Raw genomic sequence first — 26,397 nt, 5'->3', positions numbered from 1 at the left:
TATCGGATCGGTGACTGGGTCAAGAAAAAGAGGATCCATTTCCTGCCCTATCTGAGGTTCGTCTGCCACAGGGATTAAATCTGTGAGGGTGAATACATGTTCTCAACAAAACATGGAAACATCTCCTCGAATAGCTCAAATTATTATATTAATTTATAAAATAATCAGCGATTCTAGCAATATATTATCAAAAGGAAACGAAAAAAAAGGAAATGAGAAGAAGAGCCCTCACGGCTCATTCTTCTTTTTTATCCTGAAGACAACCACACCAACGATCGCTGCACAGACCAGTGCGATAACCGCGAGTGTGACCAAGAGCCCGTTCGAATCTTGCGATATGCCGCCGGTCACGGTATCCGCGTTCGTTGCCATCGGATTATCTGTGGCCTCTCCCTGGCCATTGGTGATGTTCCCGATCGCCTGTTCGGCCACGGCGGGATCGGTCGGGACCATCGTCACGGTGGTGCTTAATTGGTCCAATACCGCACTGCCAGTCTGATCGACGGTACTTTCTGGAGCGGGCGAGGTTGCAACCACATCACTCGAAGGTGCAGCTGTGGCGGGGGCAGCGCCCTCGGTGACGGTCGGTGTTGTAACATCGCTCGACGGGACGGTTGTAGTCGGGGTTGTGACGGTTGGGCCGAAGATGCTACCGGTCGGCAGGCTCATCAGGCTTTCCAGTCCAAACTGTGGCTTCAAGGACATTCCGGTGATGAACTCCGTGTCCGGTGAATAGTAGATATGCGTACCGGTCCGCGACTCCACCACATCGAACACTGTATTGCCCTTGTTATAGCAGCTCTGGTCGGCGTTGCTGACCCCCACACAGGCCATGCTCGTATTCAGGTCCACGGAGATAGGGCCAAACGAACCGTTGTCGAATGGGATGCATCCCAGGGATGGAAGGTCCTGCAGATAGAGTGTGCCGTTGAACGCCGCTGCGTTCTCATCGATCTTGCTGAGTATCGAGTTGGGCAGGCCAGTCTCCTTGAATACCCCAGAGATCTTGCCCGACACGGTCATGGTGGAGTTGACAGCCCAGTCATTCCCTACGCACATCGGGAACTCGAGCAAAGGCAACGCTGGACTGAAATCGATCGTGTCGCTCAGCTTGAGGTGCAACGATTCGCTGACGTTGAGAGCGTTGTAGGTCACCTGCACATTAAGGGCATTCAAAACGGCACCCATGGATGGCGTGCAATCGACCTTCAGAGACAGGCTCTGATCGACGGTGGTGTTGGAAACGATGCGCTTGATCGCCATCGTCGATTTTTCAATGGTCACCGTTCCGCACGAAGTGACCGTGAGGCATAGATTGGCCGTACCGCATACGGAGGAACTTACAGATTTCATGTTATCGAGGCCATAGACTCCAGAAACGGGGAAATCACCGCTCATTTTTACGTTTACATATGCCCACATATGAATGGCGGCATTGTACCCCAGGACGTAGCTATCCTCCGTTACATCGGTCACTTTGAAGACGATATAGGAGCAGGCCTGGCCTTTGACATCCAGATTCTTGATGGTTATATTCTGGCCTAAATCTGTCAATGCCTTTTGTATCGTGCAAAGATTGTCTTTGGCAACGCATGAGAGGTCGCTCTCACCCCGGATCGCCCAGGTCTGGCATTTGGTCCATGTTGGAATCGGGGCCGACTGATCCTGTGCCATAACGGCGGCAGAAGATACGATCAACAAAGAGAAGACGGCCAAGATCGAGATTACTTTTGCAGAGTTAGTGTAGGAATTCCTCATGATGAGAATGGATGCAACTCACCAGATATGTTATTTGTGGTTATTATCCGAAAAAAATAATCATGAAATAAAATATAAATACTCGGTGCGGAGCAGCGAGACAATAATTAATATATATTTAGAAATTAGATAATATGTGTAACAAGCTCAAAAGACTGAAAAAGATGAAAGAAAGTTTAGGAAGGAGACCTGCCGACGATCTTACTAGCCTTTCTTCTTGAGGATCCGGAACAACAGAACCCCGCAGACCAGGGCGGCAATGATCACGATGGCGATCTCGAACAGACCTATCGTGGCAGGACTTGATGCAGGCGCTGTGTTTGCTCCGGTGCTGTCCGAAACCACCAATGAGATGGGCTCGACACCCTGGTTGGCACCGATCTGAATGATCTCGCTCGTGGCGTTGGTCGGGTCGGCTGTCACCATGGTGATGTCGGTGTTCAGATCGAGGGCGCTGGTCATGCTGCTCTCAGGAAGAGCCACCATTCCGTTCAGCATGTCCATCTGCGGTTTCACCAATGCACCGACCAAGAATTCCTTCTCCGGCGAGTAGTAGATGTGCGCTCCGGTCTTCTTTTCCAGCACCTCGAATACGTTCATGCTGTTGCCAGCTCCGTCATCCATCAGCTTCGTCCTTGTGCATTCCATGTTGGCGATGAGGTTCTGATCCGCTGAGGTGATGTTGCCGTCGCTGAGACTGAGGCTGCCGAGTCTTGTCAGGTCCTGGATACGGACCGATCCGGTGAAAGGACCGTTCTTGGTGTCAAAGGCCGATGTCATGGATGACGGCAGGCCAGTGGCATTGAAGTAGCCCTTGGCAGTTCCAGTAAATGTCATCTTGGAATCGAACGTCCAGTTGTCGCTGACCGTGAGCGGGAACTTCAGGATCTGGAGCGATGGATCGAAATCGACGCATGAGGCGAGCTCCAGGTGCATGCATTCGTCGACGGCGTAGTCGGCATAGGACATATTGACCGTTATTCCATTCATGTTGATGCTGGTGGAATAGTTCGGGAAATTCGAGGCCTCGAACGTCAGGTGCTCATCCAACAGGGTGGAGGAGGTCGCCCCTTCGATGGCCATTGTGGCCTTGTCCACTGTCAAGAATCCATGTGAGGTCAGGCATAGGTCCAGGCAGGCGAGCACAGTGACGCTCTTGGCCTGATCGGTCATGTCGGCCAGGAGATATTGACCCTCCGCCGGCAGATCGCCCGAGACACCCAGGTCAACATCTCCCTGGATGCGTACCCCGGCACTGTACTCCAGGATGTATTTGTCCTGCTGGACATCCGACACCTTGAAGACCGTCCAGGCGCCCGCATTTCCGTTCAATAGAAGGCGGTCCACGGAGACGTTGCCTCCCAGCAGGGCCAAGGCATCCTGCAAGGTGCCCAGGTTCTCCTGGAGCACACCCTTCAGGTCCCTCTCCCCACCGACGGCCCAGGTCTGGCCCTTTGTCCACGTGGGCAATGGCGCAGATCGGTCCTCGGCCATGACCGCTCCCGAGGAGACGATCAGCAAAGAGATGACAACAAAGAACGACAATGACTTCCCGGTCGTATGACGAATGATCCTCATCGACATGGACAGTTCAATGTCATGATATGTTTGTTTTGCGCTGCATAATGGAATGAGAAATAATGAAACCGTTTTGCATGGCTTAAGCGACGAAGCTTCGGAACATGACCTAGGTGGAGTCCGGTTCGATGATCACCAAAATCACAGGCAAGGTCACAAAAAAGATCTGTGAAAAAGAAAGGGATTTGTTTAAGGTGTTTTAGGGACGCGCGGATTGCGTTCAGCCCATTCCCGGCATGCCCATTCCCGGCGGCATTCCACCCTGTGCGCCTGGCGGCATCGGGGGTGCCTTCCTGGAGGCGATGACATCGTCGATCCTCAGGATCATGTTGGCGACCTCTGCGGCCGACTTCACTGCCTGGGTCTTGACGCGGAGCGGCTCGATGACGTTGAGCTTCAGCATGTCGTCCGGCTTGCCGGTGTCCAGGTTGATGCCCATGTTCTTGCCGTTCTTCTTCTCGTGCGCGCTCTTCAGCTGGATGACGACATCGATGGCGTCCAGTCCGGCGTTCTCGGCGAGGGCCCACGGGATGACGTCCATGGCGTTGGCGAAGGCCTCGATGGCCAGCTGCTCCCTTCCTCCGACGGTGGAGGCATAGGATGCGAGCCTGAGGGACAGCTCGATCTCGGGGGCTCCGGCTCCCGGAACGACCTTGCCGTCCTCGAGTGCCACTCCGACGACGCGGAGCGAGTCGTGCATTGCGCGCTCGACCTCGTCGATTACGTGGTCAGTTCCGCCACGGATGATCATGGAGACGGCCTTCGGGTTCTTGCAGTCGGTGATGAAGGTCATCTCGGCCTCACCGATCTTCTTCTCCTCAACCTGTCCAGCAGTTCCCAGGTCTGCCGCGGTCAGCTCGTCGATGTTGCCGACGACGTTGGCACCGGTGGACTTGGCGATCTTTTCCATATCAGACTCCTTAAGGCGTCTGACGGCGAAGATCTCCTGCTTTGCGAGGTAGTGCTGCACCAGATCGTCGATGCCCTTCTGGCAGAACACCACGTTGGCACCGGCCTTCTTTATCTTGTCGGCCATCCTCTTCAGGGTTGCCTCTTCCTCATCGAGGAAGCGCTGCATCTGGGACGGGTCACGGATCTGGATCTTGGCCTCGACCTCGGTCTTCTTGATCTCCAGTGCGGCGGAGAGCAGAGCGATCTTGGCCTTCTTGACGACCTTGGCCATCCTCGGGTGCACGCGCTCCTTGTCCAGCACGATGCCCCTTATGATCTCGGTGTCGGCGATCGATCCGCCGGTCTTCTTCTCCACCTTGATGTTGTCGACGTCGACGGTCCACTTGCCAGCGCTGTTCTTCTCGGCGATGGCCTTGATGGCCTGGACGCTCAGGTCGGCGAGGAAGTCCCTCTGTCCGCCCACGCTCTTGCCGGTCATGGCGGTCATTGCCACCCTGGTCAGCATGTCAGTGTCTTCCACGGTGACCGGGACCGCGATGGTGTCCAGCACCTTCAATGCCTCAGCGGCGGCCATCTTATACCCGTTCGCTATGATCGTCGGGTGGATGTTCGACTCGATGAGAGCCTCTGCCTTCTTCAGGAGCTCGCCTGCGATGATGACGGACGACGTCGTTCCGTCCCCGCACTCGCTGTCCTGGGTCTTTGCGACCTCGACGACCATCTTGGCCGCTGGATGCTGTACATCGATCTCCTTTAGGATCGTTACGCCATCGTTCGTGATGACGACGTCTCCCATGGAATCAACCAGCATCTTGTCCATGCCCTTTGGTCCCAAGGTCGATCTTACAGCGTCAGCGACGGCGCGGGCGGCAGCGATGTTGTTCGTCTGCGCGTCCCTGTTCTTCGATCTCTCGGTCCCTTCTCGGAGCACGATGACCTGTTGACCATTACCCATTCCGTATGACATTAGAAATCCTCCGTGTGGGCGGTATTTTAGTGCTTCTATATAAGATTTTGTTTAACCGCCATCCACCTATTGTGAATGTGGCATGAGACAAAGTGCCCGTCTGCCCCTTCTCAGGTGGAGATGTTGTGCAGTTCGGCGTCGAGCCGGGGATATGGGATATCGATCCCAGCTTTCCTGAGCTTCGCGAATGCCCTCTCTCGATAATCGGAGATCGCCCTCTTACGGAAATCGGCATCGTTGACCCATATGTAGCACACAAAGTCGATCCACGAGTCGTTGAACCCGGTCATGATGACCATGGGTATGAATCCCTGTTCATGGGATGCGTCGGGGAACTCGATCGCCGCCTCGAGCAACAGCCCCTTGACCTTTTCCACGTCCGCGTCATACGGGATGTGCAGGTCCACCCGCAGGCGCATCTTGTGGTCGGGACGGATGACGTTCGTGACCCTCCTCTTCGCCATTATGTTGTTCGGGATGACCTCTATTGTGGCCTTGTCGTTATCATAGAGACGTGTCGAGCGCAATCCCATTTTTAGCACCTGGTACACCTTGCCCCCGTCCATCTTGATCAGATCGCCTGGCTTGAACGGTCGGTCCACCATGATCTCCATACCGCCGAAGAAGTTCGACAGGGTCGGCTTCGCCGCCAATCCTATCACCATTCCCATGAAACCGAGCGTGGCCAGCATCGCGGTCACGTTATACCCTAGCCGGGAAAGGACAATGGTCAGTCCGACGAGCGGTATGATTATGGTGCCCAGTTTCTCGGCGACGTTGACCACCACGTCATCATATTCTATGGTCGACTTGGCGGCGGCGTTCCGTCCGTATTCCAGAACGATGCTGTCAAAGACCCCGTATGCCCACCACGTGAGCAGCAGTATCGTCAGCGCGAAATAGCTGTCCTCGATCCCAGGTATCCATTCCCGGGGCAGGGCCAAGATCTCCAGCGAGGTCTTCATACCGTACCCGAGGATAATGAGGAAGATGGGCCATTTGCTTACCTGAAGCAGTCTGTCGTCAAGTTGGGTATCGGTCTTCCGGGTGAGGAACTTGACCAGCGGGAATATTACCAGGATCAGAGCCGCGCCGATTCCAGCCCAGAGAAGCGCTGAGATGAGGAACGTGACGGGGCTCCCGTTGAACGGTGCTGGCAGTGGGTTCGCGTACTCGCCCAGAATTCGGTTATACCTGGATTCCTCACCATACAACGAAGACACATGGAGGCTAGCGCTTTTCGTAACGATTATCTCGCTGGCGGGATCGTCCATCCGGGTGATGTTGAGCGAGAATGTGAAGGTGTGGTCAGCCATGGGGGCAGACCTGGATGCCACGACATTCAGCACCACCTGGGCATTATCACCGGGAAGGACCACCAGATAGGTGGGGCTGGTGGTCACCGAAAGATAGTCGTCGGGCGCTCCGGCATATGTATCCACCAGCAGCGATGAGTTACCGCCGTTGAAAATGTTCCAACGAAATGTGGCAGTGTCGCCGGCGGTTATGGACTTATGATAATCATCAACATCGAATACCTGGGCACCTGTGGGCTGAGCCAGGGATGCCGATGGAATCGCCAGCAACGCCATGGCCACCATTGCCATGGCCATGACCATAATTCGTCCAGAAACGAAACCGACCTTTCTCATGCACAACACCAGGTGATAATTTGGGGCCATAATTAATTGTTGGCCCAGCCTGCACTATGCAATAAGTGTTGTAATTATACACGCCAGCTGCGATCATGTGGCGGGGGAAGGGATCGTAATCGAACGTTGGGGGACAAGATCAAAGGATGCTGAAGGACGACACATTCACGCCCATCGATCCTATCTTCCTCCCCGATGCTTGAAATCATCACAAATGTTAGTTAGGACGGAAGATATTCCGGTACCATGGAAGGAATGCGCTCCTCGAGATTTGCCAAGGCGGGCGTGGATTTTCAGGGTTCGTGCCCGGTAAAGGCCGCCAACTGCGAAAAGTGCGGGGCCGAGCTCAAGAAGGACAATTCCAGCTGCGGCTGTGCCACAGATATGGTCTGTCCCAGCTGCGGACACTGCAACTACTGCCATGGAACGAAGAAGTGTCAGGAAGAATGCTGCAATAGATCAGCTGTCGATTCAGAAAGGCCCTTGCAGACAAAATGCAAGGTCTGCATGGATACCGGAGTATGTCAGCAATGCCTGTACCGGTAAGGAAAAACTGAATAATGTCTATGAAAATGGATATCAATTGAATTTGAAATAGATTTGTGGTCCTCTTGCGGACCATGGATCATTTCTTCTTTCCCTTGGCTGGTTCTGCCTTGCCTTTCGAGTTCCAGGACGAGCCTTTCTTCTCGGTCGTTCCTGCCTTTGCGTCTGCCATCTTTGCTGCCTCTGCGCCCTTCTTCTTCTTGTTCATATTATTTCACATCCAAATATATGCAAGCAGGATCAGGGCGACGGAACGATCCTCGTCAAAGAACACCAAAACTACGAGCTTAAACCCTCAATGTTGGCCATATTTAAAGCTTATTGTATTGAAATGAAGCGTTTGATGTCCTTACGGCAGGAGAAATCGTTTTTAGGGCCTGATGCGATCGGTCTTCATGGCTGAAGCGGACATAATGGACTGGGAAGGCTTGATCGCAAAGGTCAAAGCCCCATGTAGTGGATGTCCGAGGAGTGGCTCGAAAACCCCTGTGATCTTCAATCGCAAGACATCATTGGGCAACGTTGAGTTCATTGTCGTTTCCCAGGAGCCTGGATTTTGGCTTAGAGCCAATCCGGCGAGGGCGGAAGAGGACCTGTTAAAGCTTTGCAGAACCGGTAAGCCATCATTACCCGATGTTAAACAGGCAAATCCTCTCACTAAGATCCTGCAAATTTTCAATAGTTTTGACCCGACCGGAGACCGGATATACTGGACCCACGCGCTGAAATGCATACCAAGCAAATCTGACCGAGATGTCAACAAGGAATGGAGAAAGGCAGCAACAAGGTGCGAGGAGTTGTTTCTAGATGAGATCCGTCTCCTGGGCCGTAGGGATGTGAACATCATCGCCTTCGGAAAGTACGCGTTGGAGATGTGCCTTCATGCCTTTGCAGGACATGACCTCGACCAAGAGCTGAGCATCAGCGAGTTCATGCAGAACAACCGGTTCCCCCTCGCCTACAGATACAAGTTCAAAGACGGATCGGTCAAGAACATTTCGCTCTATGTCTATGGCAATCCATCAAGCGAGGTCGTTACCATTAAGAAAAGTGGGGGAAAGATGACCGTTGAGGAGATACAGGAAATTGAGACCAAACGAATTCGGGAATTGATGACTAACAAACCTCGACCTTGATTTCGTTACCTTTCCAGAAATCGATCAAGGACCGACATTTCATTGCACGAACTATCTGAGAAATGTTACAGACGGCAGAGGGGAGAAGCTTAAAAGCAACGACAACTTCCTACACCCGAATGAGAGAAAATTTTCTGAGGTTCTTTTATGTCGGACTTTGAGGCACCCGGGGTCTATGTGGAAGAGACATCTTTGATGGCGGATCCGATAGAGGGAGCGGAAAGTAGCACGGCCGCCTTCATTGGAAAAGCAGTGAAGGGGCCGACATTGGAACCGGTCCTGGTAACGTCATGGGATCAATTCGAAGGAACATTCGGGGGATTGGACTATTCAAAAAGTGGACCTTATCTCGCGATGGCCGTCGACCTTTTCTTCAAGAACCAAGGTCAGAGGGCTTACGTGGTGCGAATAGAGGGAACGGTCGGTAGCACTGGACGAAATGAGACGGCGTATCGAACTGGTCTGCTATGCCTCGAAAGCTTGGATGACGTTAATCTGGTCGCGATGCCTGAAGCAACCGACATCTTGGACCAGCAAGCGTTGATCGAGCACTGTGAGAGGATGAGATACCGTTTTGCCATCATCGATTCTCCGTCAGATCCGAGAGAGGTGGGGGATGCTCACGATGTTAGGCTTCAGAAGGAGAAGCTGGTTTCGACCAAGGGATACGCGGCCATTTATCATCCTTGGATACAAGTCCAGGACCCAATAACGAAACGGATCCGAATCGTTCCGCCCAGCGGTGCGGTCGCCGGCATTTATGTTCGAACCGACATCCAGAGAGGCGTCCACAAACCCCCGGCAAACGAACTGGTCATTGGAGCTTTGGACACCGAGGTATCAGTTGATCAGGCGGACATGAACGAACTCAACCGGATCGGCATCAATGTGATCAGGAAGTTCACTGGGAGAGGGTTGCTGGTGTGGGGTTCCCGGACGACTTCCAGCGATTCCATTTGGAAATATGTCCAGGTCCGACGGACGATCAACTACCTGGAAAAATCGATCGCAAAAGGGACCGAATGGGTGGTCTTCGAACCACACGATGAAATAACCTGGTCCGAAGCGAAGAGATCGGTAGTCGAATTCCTGACCAGATCGTGGAAGGACGGGATGCTGCTTGGCACCAGACCGGAGGAAGCCTTCATCGTGCGTTGTGACCGATCAACAATGACCCAGGCGGACATTGACAAAGAGAGAATGATCATAGAGGTCGGCGTCGCGCTGATGAGGCCTTCAGAATTCATCATCTTCCGTGTATGCCAGAGTATGGAAAGAGTCGGTCCCAGGAAGCTGGTTGACAAGACCCTAGATGCTACCAAAAAGAAGAAGCACTATTACATGGCCAGGACAATGTCAAAGGAGTGATAGTATGAAGTCCGGGCCTTCAACAGAAACGAACACGATGATCGGCTCACCCGCCTTTGCGATAACCATCGACGATGTAGATATGGCCCAACACGGATTGAGCGTGGAGAACATCATGGTCGAACTGAGCCTGGACACCTTCGGAAATTTCGCCATCGTCTTAATCGGAGATGCTGGTGCCCCTGGCAGTTATGATTGGATCAACGATGGGCTTTTCACCGTGGGCAAACGAGTGTCCATAGAGATGGGTCGGACTTCGAATCGATTGAAAACGATTTTGGAAGCTGATATAACGATTGTCAAGGCTACCTTCCCATCTGAAGGAGTACCTTACGTGGAGTTAATTGGCGATGATTCCGTCAGTCCCACCAAGACGAGAAATCGCCAGGCCCGGACCATCTCAATGAGGTATGGCGGAGATCTTCTCTCATTCAGCCCTGTAATCGACCTGGACTCTATGATTGCCATGGATATCATGGATGACTTGTCAAAGATTGCACTGAGTACACTTTCTACCGCCAAGAATGACAAGCGGAAGGCCGCAAAACATGCACTCGATCATGGAAAAATTGATGTAATCGTTGGAGTAGGCGAATGTGTCGGGTCCTCAGATGTCGTTCCGGGAAGAACGCTAATGCTAGAAGGATTGGGAACGAGGTTCTCAAGACAATACCTGGTCACGGGATCAATCCATACCATAGACAAGAGCCTGGGATATCGGACAGCCTTTAGCGTATCGACCAGATAGGATTTGTCAGAAGATATCCCTGCAAGATTTATCAGGTCGAAGTTCCACTTCTCGGATTTATGATCGGAACGCCTGCTCTGTGCACAATGAGAATTCGTTGCAGGCATTTGTGATGATTCTCTCCAATGCCAGGGCTCGGGTTCTGTCAGCCAACGCCACTTGGTACCAAGCATGGAACGGCTCTATTCCCATCAAAGGCAGATTGGCAATGGCGACATCTATGCCAGGCCGGAAGCGCATCCGGTCCATCATCAGCCTCTTGGTACCGGTGTTCGCAATAGCTTTGACCAAATCTATTATGTCTGTTTCACAAAGCATCGGCAGGACCGGCCCCACCATGGCGTAGGTGTTCAGTCCCGCCTCGGTCAGTTTTCTCAGCGCTTCAAGCCTCTGCGATGGCGGCGGCGCACCGGGCTCGAACGCATGCGACACCCGGTCATCGACCGAAGTGATGGTCACGCCCACTTCCGGCCTCTTCGTGGACTCGATGAGCTCGATGTCCCTCACGACCAGGTCGGATTTTGTCAGTATGGAGATAGGGTTGTCATGTCGGATGATCTCCATCAGGCATTTCCGCGTCAACAGACAACTTTTCTCAAGCGGCTGGTATGGATCGGTGACTGTCCCGATGCCGATGACCCCCCGTTTGTTCTTGATCTCCTTGGCCAGCAATACGGGCAGATTGGAGCGCACCCCTACCTCCTTTCCCCATTTGGACGGGTCCTTGTGCAGGACGTCTGGGGCGAAGCAATAGATGCAATCATGCTCGCACCCTACGTACGGGTTCAGTGCATAGTCCAGCCCTGGCAGGTTACTCTTTGGCAGGGCGGTCGTCGCTCTGACCTCATACGCCTTGACCATCGGAGGAGGCATCTTGTCCTCCATCATGAAGAAGTCAAGATCACGCGTAATCATCGATCCGCCTCTGTCTCATGAAGTCCTTCACCACTTCACTGGTCGCGATCCACCTGGATAGCGGTATCTCCATTCTTCCCTGCACATGCGCCAGCGCCTCGTTCATAGTGTTGAACTTGCTCGGCGGCATGGTCAACGCTTTCCTAACGTTCTCACGCACATTCCACACCCCGACCGGCATGATGTACCCGGGATGCGCCTCGCGGAATATGACCGCCCCGGCCTGGCGGCGCTCTTTCATCAGGACCTCGTTGCAGGCCATTCGTGCTGCATAATAACACCCGCCGATCTCCGCGTAGTCCTTCCGACCTTCATAGAATTCGTGTGACGAGATGATCTCGATCTGCTTGCCCAGCGGGTTCCACACCGTGTTCGGGTACCAGGCCTCGATCAGCTCGTAACGCCATGAGGTCGGCATGAACATGACGCACCAGCGGTTGTCCAGCTGGTCCCAGTCATAGATGCGGAACTCGTTGATCAGCGGGTACGTCTTGGTATGCTTGAGCATGTCCTTGCCGATCATGTCGTCGACGGCGGTGATGCTCCACCGGGTCGGCACCAGCTTCCGGTTCTTCTCAAGCCCGAACGCGCCAACGCTGAACGCCTTCTGCAGACGGGATATCATCACCCCGTTCTTGTACAGGTCGGTGACTGCCTGGGTGGCCAGGAGGTCGGTGTCGTAATAGGCTTTCTCTATCTTGTGGTCGTACTTCGGGTTGGTGATGCTCAGCTTCTCCAGACGGGCCGAGGGACCGAACGGCTGTATCTCGTCGTCCAGCACTATCTTCCCGGATGGACGCTTGGCGAAGTTCGCCTCCACGTCGACCGAGTTGATGGACAGGCCCAGCTCTCTGGTGAAATCAACTATCTTCCCGCCATTCTGGAAATCCTTCACCGATACGCTGTACTTCCCCCGTACCAGTTTGAATCGGAAGTCCACGATCTCCTGGATCGACTTGCCCATCCATTGTTCGGGCGTGTCCATGATCGAGGTGTCGCCCATCTCCGGCGGTACCAGGGGACCGATGTCCACCTTTGGATAGCCATACCGACCGACGAATACGCCCGGCGGTGTACTGCCAGCCAGGTCCAGGCTGTTGATGAGCTTTCGAGTCTTGGACTGGGAATAGAACTTGACCATCAGGGCGCAGGTGGGTTTGCCGCAGAGGTTCTTAGAACCCTTGCAGATGACGCACGGGCTTCCCCGGGAAGGGGCTGCGCTGGTCGATGCCAATGAATTGAATAATGCCTTTGGGCCGATCGGCGTACCGGGCGCTGCCATTCTGTTCCATTGCTAGCTGGAACGGGGTATTTTACCTTATTCCCAGGCTCGCCGAATGGATACGATGTAAGGGACCAGGTCGCCGGATTCCTCGAGATGACAGAGAGGCTGGAAGCTGAATGCGCAACCCGATGCTTCCCAATGTTGTTTCATGACCACGGGGCAATATTTGACGATTACCTGACCTTTTTCCTTCCTGAGATAATGAAGATAAGTTGAGACGTGCGATCTCACCTTGAAAACATGTCAGGTCCGGATATAAATAGTGAGAATTATCTACAATGTATTTAATTCCCCCATACCAGTAATTCTCAAGGTGAGGGGAAGTGATTCGCGTTATCTACGTGGACGATGAGGAAAACCTATTGGAGATCGGGAAGATATTCTTGGAGAGAACCAGGGAACTCAAGGTCGATGTCGCCCTTTCGGTAACAGAGGCGAACGGGATGATCGCCCGATCACATTACGATGCAATTGTTTCCGACTATCAAATGCCGGGAACGGACGGGCTTCAGTTTCTTAAAATGGTAAGGGAATTGGACAAGTCCATACCATTCATCCTATTCACTGGCAAGGGGCGGGAGGAGGTCGTCATCGAGGCCTGCAACTCGGGTGTGACCTTTTACCTGCAGAAGGGTGGCGAACCCAACGCCCAGTTCGTCGAGCTGGAGCATAAGATAAAGCAGGCGGTCGGCAGGCTGACAGCGGAAACTGAACTTCTGGTCAAGAAACGCCAGGCGATCATGGCTATGGAACTGGCCAAGGTGGCGACCTTCGAATTGGATCCGAGGACAAATCAGTTCATTTTCGATGACGCGTTCTTTGATCTTTACAAGACGAATGTTAGCAGGGAAGGGGGTTATTCAATGAACCCCGAGAAATATTTCAAAGAATTCGTCCACCCTGACGATCTTAAACGAGTGCTTGAGCATATTCAATTGGGCAAGGCAAAGATAATCGAGGATGGCTATTCCCAGTTGGAGCATCGAATCATCAGGAGGGACGGGGAGGTACGCCATATAGTGGTCCGAGTGGGGATGATCGATGATGGAAGCGGCAGTTCCGATATCCTGTATGGGGTGAACTATGATATCACCGATCAGAAAAGGTTGGAGGAAATGGTCCGGGTTCAAAAAGCGATGTCGGGCAATTTTCCCGGAGAGCAATCTGTGGCCGATACCGGGTAGATAGCCGCAAGGTCCCGACGCTCGAATATGAAATGGATCGTAAGATAAGTTCCATCCAACCCAACTGATGGTCCATGCCCTTGGCCAGAGGCTGTCAGGTTGGGATCTGTGTGATCGGGACCGAAAAGAAGAACGTGGCGCCTTTGTTCTCCTCCGACTCCACCCATACACGCCCCCCTCTCTTCTCGATTATCTTCTTGACGATCGCCAGGCCCACTCCGGTTCCAGGATACCTATCCCTGGTGTGGAGCGTCTGGAAGACCTGGAAGATCTTATCTGCATACTCCATGCTCAGACCTATCCCATTATCCTTCACGGAAAAGACCCATTCGCCCTGCCCAGGGGTCGCGGATATCTGTATCCTGGGCGATTCTGGACCGCGGAACTTGATCGCGTTTCCTATTAGGTTCTGCATCACCTGTACCATCTGGGTCTCATCAGCCAGCAGCGATGGCAACGGATCGGCGAGAATGCGAGCCTCGTTGTCCTCCAGAGAAGCCTTTAGGACGAACAGCACCTTCTCTACGACCTCGTTCATGTCCACCATGGTGGCATGCTTGCCGCCGCTGTCCACCCTCGAATATTGCAGGAGGTCGTCAATGAGCGCTCGCATCCTTTCGCCTCCAGAAACGGCGTTGTGGATGTATTCCATTGCCTTGGGATCGAGCTGGTCGGAGAACTTCCTCTGGAGCAGGGACAGATAGCTGACCACCATCCTCAGGGGTTCCTGGAGGTCATGGGATGCAACGTAGGCGAATTGTTTCAATTCCTCATTTGAACGTTTTAGCGCCCTTTCAGAACGTTTGCGTTCGGTTATGTCCATGGAGGTGGCGATCACATGGTCATCTCCCAGTGGGACGAGCGTTGTCATATAATCAAGACCGTCACGGTCGTGGGTCTCTTCGACGATGGTCTTGCCTTGAGCGTTCATCCTCCTTACCTGAACAAGATACTGGCCGGCCAATTCCTGACCGAGGAACTCGCTCAACTTTCTCCCCGCGATCTCTTCCAATGAGGCCACACCCCACCTCCTGAGGCCAGCTGGATTCAGGTCGATCAGTACCTGGTCCATCACCTCGCCGTTATCATCGAACAACAGTCGGCGCAGGCTCACCGGTCCGGGAGCACCCTCGAAAAGGCCTTTGTACCTTGCCTCGCTGAGCCTCAACGCTTCCTCGGCCATTTTCCGCTCAGTTATGTCCTGACCTTGGGCGATCGTCATTTGGATCTGGGATGTGTTAGGGGAATACAGCGCGGCAGAGTTCCACAGCACCGTACGGATCGCACCGTCCACCCGCCTGATCGGTATCTCAACAGAGTCCCAATGCTCACCCTCGCTGGTCCGATCAATCATTACCAAGGATCGCATCCGGCTCTCATCCGGGAACAGCAGTTCCAATCGCTTCCCGATGACCTCCGACGACAGATATCCGGTCAGGTGTTCGAACGCATGATTGAATCGTGTGATGAACAGGTTACGGTCCCATACTATTATCGGGGCATTGGCATAGTTGATCAGGGATTCGAGGGTGTCTCTTGCTTCCCTCAGATCTTCCTCTTCGGTCCCCGCACGGTCTATCGCCGCTCTGTCCGGTCCGTCCGTAATTCTATTAGGCATATCTGCCGCCCCGAAGTTCGGACCGCATATGGAGGTGCCCATGTCGGTCAGTCCGCATTTCCCGAAGCTTCGATAAGTAATACGATTGCCTTCTTATTATAGACTATTCAATATCGTTAAACCACAGGCGAAGGCGTGAATCATCTGAAATGACCTCCCGGCCCGCATCGGAGCGAACGAGAGACTGACCCTCGACCACCATGGACTGGCATGCACCGATCGCACCGAGCCGGTCGAAAGGGCGAAGGTCATTTCCCCATTCCCGGTTACCAAGATGAATTAAGGCCAAAGCCTTGATCACGCCAGTTTCTTCCCCACGTTCGGTCCGGGGGTCTGATCGTAGACCGTCCCTGGCTCCATGTACCATACCCCGATGACCTTGATGCCGCGGGACTTTACCTTCTCGTTCATCATATCAAGGACCGGGCCGGACGTCTTGTATTCCTTGATCGATGCGTGCACCTGGTAGGCGTTGCTGCCGGAGACTATCAGGACGACGGGTTTGTCCCCCTTCTTCTGCATCTCCATCATGTTGATGTGGGTCTTCTTCATGAACACCACCCCGAACACGATGGTGTTGGGGTCCGGGGCCATCATGCTTCCCAGAGGTATCGCGTTTACCACACCATCGGGCGTTTTCGTTGCCAACACCTTAACGCTCGTCGGATCGTTGAGCGCGTTCATCACCGCTTCAGGCAGAGATACCAATATTGTCACCTTGAGCATTTATTGTCAGGCTGGGACGATTAAGCTTTGCCTGGACGAAGAAGATGGTTACGATATTAGCCGGCCCAGGCTATTATGTTGGTGCCGCCGGCCTCCGAATAGTCCTCTCCCTTTATGAACCGGACATTGCTCGCGCTGATCTTGTAGTCCCGCTCTACAAGAATGTGGGATATGTCGTTGGTCATGCTGCTGGACGTAAAGACCCGATCGCTGCCCGAGGATATCGCCGACTGTTCGCAGGCCGCCATGAGCGATGACATGACCGCACCCCGGTCAGGTATGGTCGGATCGGTCAGCAGTAATCTGATCGATACCATGTGCAAACCTTCCAAGGGAGCTTCCATCAGCAGAGCCACCCCCTTGGTCACACCGTCATGAACGAACAGGAAAGCCTTGCCAAGCGAGTGCCTCAGGACCATCCGGAACTCCGATGTGCAGTCCATGCCTGGGTAGACCGCCGAGCTCAGCATCCTTATCCCATTGCAGTTCTCTGCCAGATTGGAGGGGGTGAGTTCCCGGATGCCGGCTACGAAGTAACCCGCAGGCCGGAGCTTCTTCTCCGCGAACACCGTGACACCGACCGAACGGTATCCGAGACCGGCATAGAACCTCTTGTTCCGCTCGTTATCGCTCATCGTCTCCACCCCGAACACCTTGCATCCTTTTGATCCCAGGTATCCGTGGCACGCCTCCATGAGCGCCCTTCCGATGCCTGAGCCCTGATGTTCGGGCAGCACCTCGACCGGTCCGACCCACCCGACGGTTCCCCAAATATGGCTGTAAGCGGTCCCCACTATCTTGTCCCCGAGCAAAGCGACGAAACAGCCGAGCGGCTCCTCTTCGATGGCGGCCTGGATGATGGCGGCCGGCCGGGTCGGGTATTCCACCTCCCGCCCGAGGTCGTCAGAGGCGACCCTCGACCAGGTGCTCTTACCAACGGCCTGCGCTGAAGGAATGTCCTCCATCTTCATGGGACGAATGGTCACCGGACCTACCGGTCCTTCCCCATCGACCATCTCCCTCCTCGTCATTGATGGCAAAGGGCCCTCACCGATGATAAAAGTGATGGGAGAGATCTTCCTGGCGGTCAGGGACGGGACGTTCTTGGATGACTACGATCATAGAATTGGCCCACCCTTCACCATTTTATCTCGCGGTTGCACTTGGGGCAGACCAGCGTTCCATGGGAGAACAGCTGGCCACAATACGGGCAGGCGTAAGTCGGGCTCTGAAGGATCGGCTGGGGAGGCTGCACGCAGTAGGGCTTGCTGAGCAGGCCGACGACCATGATAACGAAACCGAGGATGGCGAACACCAGGAACAGCGCTCCCAGATCGGGATAGCCAGTGACCGTCTGCTGGACCGGGATACCGTAATAATATACCGTCTCGACATGCTCCGCCATGAAGGCCCAGACGGATCCCCCCGTGAACAGAGCCCCTGCGGCCCCGCCGAATAAGGCCAATCCTCTTCTCATCCGGACGGCATACCGTTCCAGATTTATGAGCCTATGTCCATTATTTGTGTCCGATGGATCGAAATCGTGCCCTTTCCTGAGGACACGCACCCCATCGATCGGTCCTGGCCTACTTACTTACTGGTTGCAACAAACCCAGTGGGTTCCCTTCCGGATCGGCGATCCAGACAATGAAGCCGATGTTGGGGACCTCACTCTTCGGGGCAAGCACCCGGCCACCGTTCTTTACTGCCTTCTCAACATACTCATCGACCGATTCGACACTGATGTAGTTGACCGGAACCTGACTGCGTTCCGTTCTCTTGTACATCCCGCCATTGACCCCTGGTTCTTTCAGCATACCGTTGTCATCGGTAGGCACCGTATGGAGCATGACGTATTCGACCTCCCCTTTCATGTCGATGAGCTTCCAGTCAAAGACCGCCTTGTAGAAGCCCATCATCTTTTCCAGGTCGTCAGCAGGTATCTCAAAGTGCACGATGGTGTGGTTCATACTTTCACCGCAGCCTTCTCTGAGCCGTCAGGACTTAATCTTTGCTTTTCCTTCTAGCTCGGAGGCTGATCAGTGCCGCGGTGGCGCCGGCGGCGATACCGTTGTCGATGTTCACCACGACCAAGCCCGGCGAACAGGTCTGCAACATTCCCATCAAGGCCGCTTCCCCCTTCCCTCCGAAACCGTATCCCACAGATGTCGGGACCCCGATGACCGGCACGTCGGTGAGACCGCAAATGACGGTCGGCAGCGCCCCTTCCATTCCGGCGCACACGATCAGGACATCCACTCCGTTCTCGAGCATTCGGGATAGCGGGTCGAGCATCCGGTGCAGTGCCGCCACCCCCACATCGTACTCGGTGAATACCTGGCACCCCATGGCCTCGGCTACCGCCTTGGCCTCCTCGGCGACGGCGATGTCGGAGCTTCCGGCAGTGATTATGCCTACCTTGCCGTTCAAGACCGGGTCCTTCCTCTTGTCAACAACGACCATTCTGGACGATTCAATGTAACGGACGATCCTCGGATCGACAATTCCCCTGACCGCATCGACGTGGGCTGGCGATGCCCTAGAGACAAGTATCACGTCCCGGTCGGCCATGACCCGCTTCACGATATCGGCCACCATGGTCGGCGATTTCGTCTCCCCGAAGACGATCTCCGGAATGCCCCGGCGCGCCTCCCTGGCATGATCGAAGCATGTATGCTCGCCGATGCGTTCCAGGAAATCGAGCTTTAGCAGTTGCTCTGCCCTCTCCTCGTCGATCTCCCCCCGCTTCAGCTGTTCCAGGACATCGCGGATGCTCATGTTTTTTCCCGATGCGCTCTATGCCTATATTCCCTTTTCCCCAGCGTTAGGTTTGAATACCAATTTCACCCCATCACTGGATGTGACCCCGGAAGAGAAGTTGTCGAGATTGCATGATTTGCTAAGATCGTACGGTCCTTTGGCGGTGGCCTTTTCCGGCGGGGCGGACAGCACCCTGCTGCTCAAGGTGGCATTGGACACGCTTGGACAAGATAAGGTGGTCGCTATGATCGGGGTCTCGGAGACGTTCCCCAGGAAGGAAAGGGAAGAGGCGGTGGAACTAGCGGAACGACTCGGCGCCAGGCACATCGAGGTCCTGACCAGGGAATTGGACACCAGCGCTTTCACGGAGAACACCGCCGAAAGGTGCTACCATTGCAAGAAGGAACTGCTTACGAAATTCCTGTCGATAGCAAAAGAGGAGGGATTCCTGGCCGTGGCCGACGGCAACAACGCCGATGATCTGAGGAGCTCCAGGGCCGGCCTGAGGGCGGTCAGGGAGTTGGGGACCCACAGTCCGCTGGCAGAGGTCGGACTGACGAAGGATGAGGTAAGGTATCTGTCGAAGTCTCTGGGATTGCCGACCGCGGTCAAACCGTCGAGCGCCTGCCTCGCGTCCCGGATACCTTTCGGAACGGAGATCACTAGCGAGAAACTGGCCCGGATCGAGGCGGCGGAGGAGTTCCTGCGCGACCTCGGCATCACCCAGCTGAGGGTCCGGCATCATGGGGACATCGCCCGGATCGAGGTCTCGCCTCCGGAGTTCTATCTGGTCCTCAATAACCGGGACTGGATTGTCAAGGAGTTCAAGATGCTCGGGTTCGTCTACGTGACCCTGGATATCCAGGGCTTCCGTTCCGGGAGCATGGAAGAGCCGCTCATTCACCGGACGGCGGGATCCTCTTGACCGCCGTGAGCATCAGGAACCAGTGATTGATATGGACCTCACCAGAGACCGTTCGGTATCCGAACTTCTCCTTCATCTCTTCGCTGAACCCGTTCACCTGGCGGATGATTTCCTGTGCATCTTCTTCTTCAGCGGTGCCAGTTAGCCTGTCCAGGGGCAGGTTCCTAATATAGGTCCTCATCTCCTTCGGATCCAACCCGGCATCGGAGAGCATGGCCTTCCATTCGCTTGGCCTGTGATCCCTCATATGTGACCGGTCCTGCAGGACGTGGAACATGTTCATCGTTCGGTAAACCTCTTCATCCTCCGGCACGATGCGGTCATCGATGGCCATCACACCACCTGGCCTAAGGACCCTGGACATCTCACCCAAGGCCCCTTTGATATCTGTGAAATGATGAGAGGCCCCCCGGCTCACCACCATGTCGAAAGTCGAATCGGGGAAGGGCATCGCCATGACATCGGCCAGGCAAAGGTCCAAATTTTGCACGCCGTTCTGCCGGATCTGATCATCGGCCTCCCCGACCATCTCAGGAGCGATGTCGATTCCGATCACCCTGCGCACGAAGGGGGCGAACGCGTTGGCCGTATTGCCGGTTCCCGTGGCAACGTCCAGCACCAGGGCATGTGGTTCCGGGTTGGCCATTATCACCATTCCGGAAAGGACTTGCTGGTGGGCATGCTCCGGGCTTCTTCGATACCGTTTTGCGTTACTGCCGAAAATCTTTCTCGCATCCTCGACCATATCTTCCAGGTCCATACTGCCGTTCATCCTTAATTTGTATCGTTGCTAATTTCCAGTCTAAGAATCATGCCGGCAGATGAAAATCGAGGTCTCGGGGTCCCAGAAGTCCCTGTCTTCCCTAACCGGTCATGACCTCTAACAGTCGATCTAGCACGAGCCGTTCGGAGCGCCTGAGTCCCAGTCATCCTGATCGCCCCCAGGACATAATGATCAGTTACGATGGCCATCCTATCGATGACATTCAATGGAACATCATCTGGGCAACTTCTTATTTTCAAAAGTTGACAATTAGACAAAATAGTGTTTAAATCACCACGTTCTCATCAACTCTATGGCATCCGCGAGCTACGCTTCGGCAATACGGTCGTTATCGGTGGAGATCAATGACAACGTCGTGTTCAAGACACTGTTCAATGCAGGGCTTTCCCCTCAGGAAGCTGAAGTCTGGATAGGGCGCGAGATCGTTGGAGCGACCAGCCATGATCTGTCGTCCAAGTTCCAGATCAGCGAAGCGGTGGCGAACAATGCATACCGGCGGGCAAAGACGAAGGCCATGTACCTTGGTATCACCAGGGACTCGATGCTTGCCCTTTCCGAAGGATATCGCATCCTGATCTGAGCCTAATCAAAGAGATGCCATTCCGGGAGGATAGCGATTCCTCCCATCCATTGTTGAACAATCCGGAACATTAACTCGATCTTAGTCCGTTTTTCGTAATGATGACTGTCTGAACATTCGCTGGTACCTGGTGAAACGAGATTCCATTTGAACGGAAATCGTTGAATATCCGGGAAATCGTAGTCAATATCATGAAGGCCTCGATCACTCTGTTATCATACGATCACGGCATCCTGCGTCAGGTCCTGGACGTTTACAAGGATATTGTGGAAAAGAAATCGATCGACAAACACCGGCAGATAGCCACAGAGGGGATCGAGTTCTTGCTCATGTTCATGGACCATTTCCATCATGGCAAGGAGGAACGGTTCCTTTTCCCGGCAGCAATGTGCGCCGATCCGGAGCATACCGAAGACCTTCAGCAGCTGTTCGAGGACCACAGGATAGCCAGATTGCTTGCCCAGGGGATGCTTACGTTCGTCCGCCCCGGCGGAGATGATGCAGCCTTCTATGAGAACGCAGGCAAGCTGGTCGAGCATATGGCCGCCCACATCCAAAAGGAAGAGGACGTCATCTTCCCTGGCATTGAGTCCAAGATGGATGACAAGGAGGACATGAAAGTGTACAAGCAATTCGAGGACTACATAATGTCCAATTTCAAGGAGGATCTCTATGCTTCATCAGAAGCATTCGCAACCAGGTTCCAGGACACAGTGCTGGGAAAAGGTTTCTTTGAATCCGGGAAGAAATTGGTCACCAATAGAACTGGTCCCTGAATTTTTGATCAATTCTCGACCGTCGGAACATATCCGGTCACCTGAACCTTATGTCATTCCTATGGAATTTGAGATCGATCTTTCTGTGAAGCCGTGCCAGATCTCACTCGTGTTTCGAGGAAGGTAAATCGATGACCTTGAAGAGACTGAAGAAGGAATGGCGCCGAGGAGGAGATTTGAACTCCCGAGGTGAAACACCAGTAGCTCTCTCGCGAACGCCGTTTGTCGGCGATTCGAGGCTACCGCCTTACCGGACTGGGCTACCTCGGCCTAATCATGCTGATGACTTTCCTCTATTTTAGTTTAGCGAACCGGCAACCACCACCAAGCTGATTAGAGGAGCAGTGCATACCTGGGAACGATGTCCGAGATCTCAGTGACCGTCGAGCACCGGGGAACCGCTACCATTGTCAAGTTGCCAGAGGGTTCGAAGGTATCGGATGTCCTGGAACATATGAATCTCTTCGCTGACGCGCACATCGTGCTTCGGGGAAAATCGCCAGTGCCGATCACCGAAACGATACGTGCAGGGGAGACCCTCAAAGTGATAAGGGTGGCGTCCGGTGGTTGATCAGCAGCGGCCTCATCTCAATTCAGCAATCCAGAGCATTCCAGCTCATTTCTCAATTTTTCCACGGCGTCCTCGACGTCCTGCGGTTTTCTTGCCCCTGTGCATACCAGCTTTCCTGACCCGAAGAGAAGGATCACGACCTTTGGATCGGTCAGACGGTAGACCATACCGGGAAACACCTCCGGTTCGTATTCCACCCGGTCAAGTCCTAGAGATATCACCACTGTGGTGAGATTAACTGAATGTCCGAGATCTGCCGAGGCAACGATGTTCTGGACCTCGAAGGGGGGGTGGTCGGTGATCATTACGCCGGTCTTCCTGACATTCTGAGCCACCGTCTCGATGGCGCATTTGACCTGCTCCAGCGTCCGGGCGCCGGTGCATACCGCCTTTCCGCTCCGAAATATGAGCGTCGCTGTCTTGGGTACTTTCAGCCTGTAGATCAGTCCAGGGAAGGATTCGGGGTCGTACTCTGCCCCTGAGAGATTGAGGCAGAGGCTCCTGAGATCTAGTTCCATACCAAAATTTGCAGATGCCACCATGTTCTGGATGCAGTAATTGGAAATCTTCATCCCTCGGGAAGAGAAGACCAAGACGACTATTTGCAGTCGAGGTTGTTAAGCGTGATCGAAGCGAAATATCGAATCGATATCAATAAAGAACATGTTGTGAACCGATATCACTCGACGAAGAAGGGTCAGGTCCCTGCTCCCCTGGTCATGATGTTCTCAAGAGTATCCAGGTCCATTTGGGATAAAGCCTCATCAACGAACCGGTCCAGGTTCGACATCCATACCTTCCTGATGTCATCTCCGGCCCCAGAGCATCCGGTGGACATCGAAAGACTGTCCTCCTCCGGGAACCGCATCCGCAGGTATGGGAGAACGCCCAGGCAGGGCACCCCCATCTCCTTTTCGAGACGGTCGATCCCTTTCCCCAGTATCGAACCATCGCCCCGGAACCGGTTGATGACGAAACCTTTGACCAGGCGCTTGTGCTCTTCCTGGAGCAGGCGATAAGTTCCGTACAGTGCCGCGAACACCCCGCCCTTTTCGATGTCGCCAATAAGGATGACCGGGCTCCTGGTCATCTGGGCTGTGGTCATGTTGGCCACCTCATGCCTCCTCAGGTTGATCTCCGCGGGCGATCCAGAGCCTTCCAGGACGATGTTGCCGTGTGCTGCTGACAGCCTTCCGAAGCAATCCCCGATCGCTTCCAGGAACACCTCGCGCTCTACTCCTCGTTGTCGGTTCACGTCGACATATGGCCTTCCCTTGAGAATGACCTGAAGACCGCCCTCACCCTTCGGCTTGAGCAGGACTGGATTCATGTCGGTGGTCGGCTCGATGCCGCAGGCCCATGCCTGGAATGCCTGGGATATGCCGATCTCCCCACCATCGCTCGTCACGAACGAATTTAGTGACAGGTTCAGGGTCTTATACGGGGCAACGTCCCTGCCTTGCCTCTGCAGATAGCGGCAGACCCCGGCGGTCAAAAGCGTCTTGCCCACGCCGGAAGAGGTGCCCTGGAACATCACCTTGCGGGTCATTTCCCTTCCCCCAAGCCGAGCATCCTATACACTTTGCCCATGTCCAAGGAGCCTTTTAAGGCCGCGGCGATGCGTTCGATGCTTTCGTCCACGGAGGCATCATAGTCCTTGGCCGGAGAGTCGTCCTTTACCTCGGTGTCGCTCCTGCAGGCCTTCGAAAGGAAGAACCTGCGGAACGCGGGCAGGTCGAACGATCCGTGGAGGTATGAACCCATGACCATGCCGTCGGCCGATACCGCACCGTCCGAATGCTTTCCCGCGAAGTCCTCGATGTCGAACAAAGGAGGTGAAAGGCCGCGATCGGTCATACCCATGTGTATCTCATATCCACGCACCGGGCCGAGGTTCTCCTGCCCCACGATCAGTCCGGTGACCTGGACGGTCCTCTTGTCATAAGAGTCGAAGCTAGTAACAACATCCAATAGGCCCAGTCCCTCGGTGGTCCCTGACTCCTTGCCTTCCAGGCCCTGTTCGTCCCTAAGCTCGGTTCCCAGCATCTGGAAGCCTCCGCATACGCCCAGGATCGGGACCTTGCCCCTGACCGAACAGATCGCTGCGTCGAAGCCCTTTTCCCTCATCCAGGTCAGGTCGTCGATGGTGTTCTTCGTGCCAGGAATGATCAGGGCGGCGCATTCGTTCACCTCCGACGCATCGTCCAGGAAACGGACCACCACGCCCGGTTCCAATGACAGGGCGTCAAAATCGGTGAAATTGGATATCCTCGGGAGACGCACGACACCGACGACGATCGAACCCTCCTTCCTCCGGTCACCGAGGAACATCGAATCCTCGTCAGGAAGGTCAAGGTCGATGTGCGGCACGACCCCAAGGACCGGAACACCGGTCAGGCGTTCGATCTCCTCGAAGCCTTCGGCAAGCGATTCGGCTGAACCGTGCATGTTGGTGACAATGATGCCTTTGAACATCCTCCGCTGTTCCTCGGGCAGCAGCATGAGCGTTCCGTACATGTAGGCGAACGCCCCGCCCCACTCGATGTTGACCACCAGGATGCAGCTTGCCTCGGCGATCTCTGCCGTGCGCATGTTGACGATATCATGCTCGGACATGTTGATCTCGGCCGGGCTTCCCGCACCTTCGATGACGATAAGGTCGGAGGTCTTGGACAGCAGCCCGATGTTGCGCCTAACGATCTCCACACCTTCGATGTCTGTGAACTCTCCGTAGTATTGCTTCACGTCCATGTCCCTATAGGGGCGGCCTTCCACGATGACCTGAGATACTGAATCTCCCTTCGGCTTCAGCAGTATCGGGTTCATGTGGCTGTTGGGCTTTATCCTCGCTCCCCTGGCCTGAAGTTCCTGGGCACGGGCGATCTCCTCTCCATCATCGGTGACCACCGAGTTGAGGGACATGTTCTGGGCCTTGAACGGGACCACCGTATAGCCCATGTTGGAAAAGATACGGCAGAAGGCAGTGCACATGAGCGACTTACCGGCTCCGGAGGTCGCTCCCATGACCATCAGGCGTTTTGCCTTCTTGAGATGCCGGGACTCGAGCCGTGCCTTGATCTCCGTCAGTTCTTCTTGCGAGACTTGGTCATAAGTCCGCCCACCCATCTCTTTGAGGAAATCGGCAGCGACATCGTGCCGGTGCATCCAAAAACATTCCTGACAACTCCACACCGGGCCCTTCTTGCCTTTGACCATCTCTCCTAGATCGCCATCCATGCAGGGATAGAAGGGGCAGAAGCAGAAGGAACAGTTCTGCCCTTTGAAATGGCAGTGATACCAATCGCACGAGGAATTGGTGCCTATGTCCCCGGCGGCGAGTTCCTCGGCGATCTTTTCCACGAAGTTACGCATTTCCGACCCCGTCTCCTGCATGCTTCTGAGTTGGATGAATCATCCAATAAAAGCAGCGGATGCAGTATGCAATGACGATTATTAAAGTATCTCGGAATCGTTGAAGGAAGGCATAGTGAAGCATGCTGGAACCAGGTGCAATACGAATGTTCGTTAGTTTAATCAAGCACCATTAACGGCGTTTCAATCGGCGAAACTTATATAAGTGCCGTTGCATACTTCAGGTTCCGGAAAAG

Annotated in this window: 26 protein-coding genes and 1 tRNA gene; 9 read left to right on the top strand and 18 right to left on the bottom strand. The window is 54.3% G+C overall.

Going from position 1 to position 26,397, the window contains the following annotated elements:
- Positions 1 to 228 precede the first annotated feature (228 nt).
- From VGK23_00820 to VGK23_00805, 4 genes are all read right to left on the bottom strand, one after another.
- A complete protein-coding gene (locus VGK23_00820; protein HEY3419080.1) occupies positions 229 to 1,758 on the bottom strand; it encodes a hypothetical protein in 1,530 nt (509 codons plus the stop codon).
- A 204-nt stretch (positions 1,759 to 1,962) separates the two neighbouring features.
- The gene (locus VGK23_00815; protein ID HEY3419079.1) at positions 1,963 to 3,336 is read right to left on the bottom strand and encodes a hypothetical protein; all 1,374 of its coding nucleotides are present in this window, start codon (positions 3,334 to 3,336) and stop codon (positions 1,963 to 1,965) included.
- A 220-nt stretch (positions 3,337 to 3,556) separates the two neighbouring features.
- Positions 3,557 to 5,215, bottom strand: coding sequence for a thermosome subunit beta (thsB, locus tag VGK23_00810; GenBank protein HEY3419078.1), 1,659 nt, complete (start codon positions 5,213 to 5,215; stop codon positions 3,557 to 3,559).
- A 110-nt stretch (positions 5,216 to 5,325) separates the two neighbouring features.
- Positions 5,326 to 6,867 carry a mechanosensitive ion channel family protein gene (locus VGK23_00805; GenBank protein HEY3419077.1) on the bottom strand — a complete coding sequence of 514 codons (1,542 nt, stop codon included), beginning with the start codon at positions 6,865 to 6,867 and terminating at the stop codon, positions 5,326 to 5,328.
- A 246-nt stretch (positions 6,868 to 7,113) separates the two neighbouring features.
- Here VGK23_00805 and VGK23_00800 point away from each other — a divergent pair, with 246 nt between their 5' ends.
- Positions 7,114 to 7,413 carry a hypothetical protein gene (locus VGK23_00800; GenBank protein HEY3419076.1) on the top strand — a complete coding sequence of 100 codons (300 nt, stop codon included), beginning with the start codon at positions 7,114 to 7,116 and terminating at the stop codon, positions 7,411 to 7,413.
- A gap of 79 nt (positions 7,414 to 7,492) precedes the next feature.
- On the opposite strand, the gene VGK23_00795 is transcribed toward VGK23_00800, so the two are convergent.
- Positions 7,493 to 7,621 (bottom strand): hypothetical protein, encoded by a 129-nt coding sequence (locus VGK23_00795; protein ID HEY3419075.1) that lies wholly within the window; start codon positions 7,619 to 7,621, stop codon positions 7,493 to 7,495.
- 187 nt (positions 7,622 to 7,808) lie between these two features.
- On the opposite strand from VGK23_00795, the gene VGK23_00790 reads away from it, so the two are divergent.
- From VGK23_00790 to VGK23_00780, 3 genes are all read left to right on the top strand, one after another.
- Positions 7,809 to 8,549, top strand: coding sequence for a hypothetical protein (locus VGK23_00790; GenBank protein ID HEY3419074.1), 741 nt, complete (start codon positions 7,809 to 7,811; stop codon positions 8,547 to 8,549).
- A 147-nt stretch (positions 8,550 to 8,696) separates the two neighbouring features.
- On the top strand, positions 8,697 to 9,917 hold the full coding sequence (locus tag VGK23_00785; GenBank protein ID HEY3419073.1) for a phage tail sheath subtilisin-like domain-containing protein: 1,221 nt from the start codon (positions 8,697 to 8,699) through the stop codon (positions 9,915 to 9,917).
- Positions 9,918 to 9,921: 4 nt separating this feature from the next.
- The gene (locus VGK23_00780) at positions 9,922 to 10,665 is read left to right on the top strand and encodes a hypothetical protein (GenBank protein HEY3419072.1); all 744 of its coding nucleotides are present in this window, start codon (positions 9,922 to 9,924) and stop codon (positions 10,663 to 10,665) included.
- 57 nt (positions 10,666 to 10,722) lie between these two features.
- On the opposite strand, the gene VGK23_00775 is transcribed toward VGK23_00780, so the two are convergent.
- Both VGK23_00775 and VGK23_00770 read right to left on the bottom strand, forming a co-directional pair.
- The gene (locus VGK23_00775; protein ID HEY3419071.1) at positions 10,723 to 11,580 is read right to left on the bottom strand and encodes a radical SAM protein; all 858 of its coding nucleotides are present in this window, start codon (positions 11,578 to 11,580) and stop codon (positions 10,723 to 10,725) included.
- Entirely contained in the window at positions 11,567 to 12,862 is a 1,296-nt protein-coding gene (locus tag VGK23_00770) for an Nre family DNA repair protein (protein ID HEY3419070.1), read from the bottom strand. The genes VGK23_00775 and VGK23_00770 overlap by 14 nt, the downstream gene beginning before the upstream one ends.
- A 326-nt stretch (positions 12,863 to 13,188) precedes the next feature.
- Here VGK23_00770 and VGK23_00765 point away from each other — a divergent pair, with 326 nt between their 5' ends.
- Entirely contained in the window at positions 13,189 to 14,049 is an 861-nt protein-coding gene (locus tag VGK23_00765; protein ID HEY3419069.1) for a response regulator, read from the top strand.
- Positions 14,050 to 14,143: 94 nt separating this feature from the next.
- On the opposite strand, the gene VGK23_00760 is transcribed toward VGK23_00765, so the two are convergent.
- The 6 genes from VGK23_00760 to larB form a co-directional block, all read right to left on the bottom strand.
- The gene (locus VGK23_00760; protein ID HEY3419068.1) at positions 14,144 to 15,667 is read right to left on the bottom strand and encodes an ATP-binding protein; all 1,524 of its coding nucleotides are present in this window, start codon (positions 15,665 to 15,667) and stop codon (positions 14,144 to 14,146) included.
- Positions 15,668 to 15,964: 297 nt separating this feature from the next.
- Positions 15,965 to 16,375: a pyridoxamine 5'-phosphate oxidase family protein gene (locus tag VGK23_00755; protein ID HEY3419067.1), complete on the bottom strand. Its 411-nt coding sequence runs from the start codon at positions 16,373 to 16,375 to the stop codon at positions 15,965 to 15,967.
- Positions 16,376 to 16,449: 74 nt separating this feature from the next.
- Positions 16,450 to 17,424: a GNAT family N-acetyltransferase gene (locus VGK23_00750; GenBank protein ID HEY3419066.1), complete on the bottom strand. Its 975-nt coding sequence runs from the start codon at positions 17,422 to 17,424 to the stop codon at positions 16,450 to 16,452.
- Between the two features lie 107 nt (positions 17,425 to 17,531).
- A complete protein-coding gene (locus VGK23_00745; GenBank protein ID HEY3419065.1) occupies positions 17,532 to 17,960 on the bottom strand; it encodes a hypothetical protein in 429 nt (142 codons plus the stop codon).
- 19 nt (positions 17,961 to 17,979) lie between these two features.
- Complete coding sequence (locus VGK23_00740) at positions 17,980 to 18,363, bottom strand: VOC family protein (protein HEY3419064.1); 384 nt, start codon at positions 18,361 to 18,363, stop codon at positions 17,980 to 17,982.
- A 34-nt stretch (positions 18,364 to 18,397) separates the two neighbouring features.
- Positions 18,398 to 19,171, bottom strand: coding sequence for a nickel pincer cofactor biosynthesis protein LarB (gene larB / locus VGK23_00735; protein HEY3419063.1), 774 nt, complete (start codon positions 19,169 to 19,171; stop codon positions 18,398 to 18,400).
- Between the two features lie 52 nt (positions 19,172 to 19,223).
- On the opposite strand from larB, the gene larE reads away from it, so the two are divergent.
- On the top strand, positions 19,224 to 20,078 hold the full coding sequence (larE, locus tag VGK23_00730; protein HEY3419062.1) for an ATP-dependent sacrificial sulfur transferase LarE: 855 nt from the start codon (positions 19,224 to 19,226) through the stop codon (positions 20,076 to 20,078).
- On the opposite strand, the gene VGK23_00725 is transcribed toward larE, so the two are convergent.
- Positions 20,050 to 20,838 carry a methyltransferase domain-containing protein gene (locus VGK23_00725; protein HEY3419061.1) on the bottom strand — a complete coding sequence of 263 codons (789 nt, stop codon included), beginning with the start codon at positions 20,836 to 20,838 and terminating at the stop codon, positions 20,050 to 20,052. The genes larE and VGK23_00725 overlap by 29 nt on opposite strands.
- Positions 20,839 to 21,154: 316 nt before the next feature.
- Between VGK23_00725 and VGK23_00720 the strand changes: the two genes are divergently transcribed.
- Both VGK23_00720 and VGK23_00715 read left to right on the top strand, forming a co-directional pair.
- Complete coding sequence (locus tag VGK23_00720; protein ID HEY3419060.1) at positions 21,155 to 21,442, top strand: hypothetical protein; 288 nt, start codon at positions 21,155 to 21,157, stop codon at positions 21,440 to 21,442.
- Positions 21,443 to 21,633: 191 nt separating this feature from the next.
- A complete protein-coding gene (locus VGK23_00715; protein HEY3419059.1) occupies positions 21,634 to 22,218 on the top strand; it encodes a hemerythrin domain-containing protein in 585 nt (194 codons plus the stop codon).
- A 158-nt stretch (positions 22,219 to 22,376) separates the two neighbouring features.
- Here the strand turns inward: VGK23_00715 and VGK23_00710 are convergent.
- Positions 22,377 to 22,488: transfer RNA gene (locus tag VGK23_00710), tRNA-Ser, on the bottom strand.
- Between the two features lie 91 nt (positions 22,489 to 22,579).
- Here VGK23_00710 and VGK23_00705 point away from each other — a divergent pair.
- Positions 22,580 to 22,789: a hypothetical protein gene (locus VGK23_00705; GenBank protein HEY3419058.1), complete on the top strand. Its 210-nt coding sequence runs from the start codon at positions 22,580 to 22,582 to the stop codon at positions 22,787 to 22,789.
- A gap of 17 nt (positions 22,790 to 22,806) precedes the next feature.
- Here VGK23_00705 and VGK23_00700 read toward each other — a convergent pair whose 3' ends face one another.
- From VGK23_00700 to VGK23_00690, 3 genes are all read right to left on the bottom strand, one after another.
- Positions 22,807 to 23,361, bottom strand: a complete 555-nt coding sequence (locus VGK23_00700; GenBank protein ID HEY3419057.1) for a TATA-box-binding protein — start codon at positions 23,359 to 23,361, stop codon at positions 22,807 to 22,809.
- Positions 23,362 to 23,486: 125 nt separating this feature from the next.
- The gene (locus tag VGK23_00695; GenBank protein HEY3419056.1) at positions 23,487 to 24,338 is read right to left on the bottom strand and encodes a cobyric acid synthase; all 852 of its coding nucleotides are present in this window, start codon (positions 24,336 to 24,338) and stop codon (positions 23,487 to 23,489) included.
- Positions 24,335 to 26,161 carry a cobyric acid synthase gene (locus tag VGK23_00690; GenBank protein ID HEY3419055.1) on the bottom strand — a complete coding sequence of 609 codons (1,827 nt, stop codon included), beginning with the start codon at positions 26,159 to 26,161 and terminating at the stop codon, positions 24,335 to 24,337. Before VGK23_00690 ends, VGK23_00695 begins: the two co-directional genes overlap by 4 nt.
- Positions 26,162 to 26,397 lie beyond the last annotated feature (236 nt).

The organism is Methanomassiliicoccales archaeon (assembly GCA_036504055.1).
GTDB lineage: Archaea > Thermoplasmatota > Thermoplasmata > Methanomassiliicoccales > UBA472 > DASXVU01.
This window is presented reverse-complemented; position numbering and strand designations above follow the sequence as displayed.